Source organism: Longimicrobium sp., assembly GCF_036387355.1.
GTDB lineage: Bacteria > Gemmatimonadota > Gemmatimonadetes > Longimicrobiales > Longimicrobiaceae > Longimicrobium.
In genome coordinates this window covers 1-2279 of sequence record NZ_DASVTX010000282.1, presented here as the reverse complement: position 1 = coordinate 2279, position 2279 = coordinate 1, and the positions used below count along the sequence as shown (strand labels likewise).

Annotated in this window: 3 protein-coding genes; 2 read left to right on the top strand and 1 reads right to left on the bottom strand. The window is 69.2% G+C overall.

The annotated features are described in order from the left end of the window. Positions 1–31: 31 nt before the first annotated feature. Positions 32–775 carry an outer membrane beta-barrel protein gene (locus VF665_RS12045; RefSeq protein WP_331053667.1) on the bottom strand — a complete coding sequence of 248 codons (744 nt, stop codon included), beginning with the start codon at positions 773–775 and terminating at the stop codon, positions 32–34. Between the two features lie 238 nt (positions 776–1013). Here VF665_RS12045 and VF665_RS12040 point away from each other — a divergent pair, with 238 nt between their 5' ends. Together VF665_RS12040 and VF665_RS12035 are read left to right on the top strand one after the other, a co-directional pair. Then, positions 1014–1421 carry an OsmC family protein gene (locus VF665_RS12040; RefSeq protein WP_331053666.1) on the top strand — a complete coding sequence of 136 codons (408 nt, stop codon included), beginning with the start codon at positions 1014–1016 and terminating at the stop codon, positions 1419–1421. A gap of 309 nt (positions 1422–1730) precedes the next feature. Further along, positions 1731–2279: DUF4382 domain-containing protein (locus tag VF665_RS12035; RefSeq protein ID WP_331053665.1), on the top strand; the 549-nt coding region annotated here is incomplete at its 3' end.

Sequence of the window (2279 nt, the reverse complement as noted above, 5' to 3'; positions counted from 1 at the left end):
GGCACCGGGCACTTGGCACCGGGCACTTCTTTTATCGCGCGATCCCGATGCTGAAGCCTACGTGAAAGGTCAGCAGGTCGGTGTCGCTGCGGACGGGGTAGAGCGTGATGCTGCCGTCCGGGTTGTCTTCGATGTCGCCCTCGCGCAGGTACTCGGCGCGGCCGTTGTTGTGGTAGCGCACGCCCAGGTCCACTGACACGGGGCTGGGGCCGCCGCGCACGGGAATGTACAGCCCGGCCCCGCCGCCGTAGCTGAAGCTGCCGTCGCTGAAGTTGTTGGTGGTGAACGCGTCGTCGTCATCGTAGCCGATGTCGCTCACGGACGAGGACGTCCACAGCACCGAGTAGCCGGCGAACGCGTTGACGTACGGCTGAAGCCGGCCGTTCGGCACGCCGATCTGCGGGCCCACGCCGAACCAGGCGATGTTGTTGCTCGTGGTCAGGTCCACCAGCACGCGCCCGCCGATGGTGGGGCTCAGCGGGACGCGCTGGCTCTCGTAGCCGTAGACCAGAATGCCGGCGTCGGTGCGCAGCGCCAGCCAGCCGTCGCGGTCCAGCTTCTGGATGAAGTGCAGGTCGCCGCCAAACCCGCCGCGGACGTAGTCGCTGAACTCGCCCTGCGTGCGGGCCGCGGCCAGGCTGCCGCCCACGTAGCCGCCGGTGGGGATCTTTTCGCACTCGTAGCGTTCGCAGTCCCACACGTCCCAGTCGTCCTGGGCAGCGAGGGCGGGGGCGGCGAGCAGCAGGGCGGCCAGAGCAATCAGAGGGGTGCGCATGGGTTCCTCGCGCGTTCTTCGTGTCGATGAATGAGCGCCGGCGCTCGGCCGGACGCCTGCGCAGAGGGCAACCGGCGCGCCCCATCCCCCCGTTCGGCCATGTGGATGCGCGGCATGCGCTTAGCGGACCGGTGCCGGCGGGGGCGCGGCTTGGCCTGACCTCTGGAGGGGACAGCGGATGCTCCGCCGGGAGCACAGAACACAGAACCGTCGCGCGATCGCGGCAGGAGAACGTTGGATGGCGGTAGAAATGACGGGCCGGTACGCCGGCAACCTCAAGGTGGAACTGCGGCACGGCCCGTCCGGCGCGGAAATCCGCACGGCCGCGCCGGTGGACAACGCGGGCGATGGCAGCTCCTTCTCCCCCACGGACTTGCTGGCCGCATCGCTGGGCGCCTGCATGCTCACGGTGATGGCCATCTACGCCGAGCGGAACGGGATGTCGCTGGAGGGCTCGCGCTTTTCGCTGGAAAAGCACATGCGCGCCGATCCGCGCCGCGTGGATCGCATTCCCGTGACCCTGCACCTTCCTGCCGCGCTCACGGACGAGCAGCGCGAACGGCTGGAGCGGGTGGCGCTCACCTGCCCGGTGCACCGCAGCCTCCTTCCGGAAATCAGCAAGGACGTCACGTTCGTGTACGAGTGATCCGGGCGGGTACGGTGGATGACGGACAAGGGAGCCTCGCGTGAGTTGCGGGGCTCTTTTCTGTCTCCTGATCGGCATCGGCAGACTCCTGCGGCCGGTTCACGCGTATGACGTGGGGAGTCCGGCGCGGGGACAGCGCGGCGCGGGAGCGCGGCCGGAGAGATGCTGGAACGGGTGGATGTAGCAGGATTCATCCGGCAACCCTGGGTGTGACGCGGGGCGGAGATGGGCGTCAGTAGCGCAACGGTGCGGATCGAAGCCTCGATCGGCGCAGGCGAAGCAGACACACCCTCCCAACGACACCCGACCATGATCCGGAACGCCAAGCTGTTTCTTCCCCTGATGGCCGCCGCGGCGCTCGCCGCCTGCGACGGCGGCACGTCCACCGACCAGGCGCGCATCTCCATCCGCCTGACCGACGCTCCGGCCGACGTCCGCGAAGCGTGGGTGCGAATCGACCGCATCTACCTGCAGGGGGGCGAAAAGGCCGACAGCTCCGCCGCCGGCCGCGGCGGGCGCGTGGACCTGACCACCAACCGCACCGACTGGGTGAACCTGCTCACCCTGTCCGGCGGGCGCACCGCGGAACTGGTGAACGGCGCCACGGTGCCGGCCGGCCGCTACTCGGAGCTGCGCTTCGTGGTGTGCGAGGCGTACGTCGTCACCAACAGCGGCGACGTGTTCGCCTCGGACGGCGCGCAGCTTCCCGCGGGCGTGGCCGCCTCCAAGGGCCGCCTGAACATCCCCTCCGCCTGCTCCAGCGGCGTCAAGGTCAAGTTCCCGTCCGGCGACGACGCGGTAAACCTGGAGAGCGAGTCCACCATCCTGACCGTGGACTTTGACGTGAGCCAGAGCCTG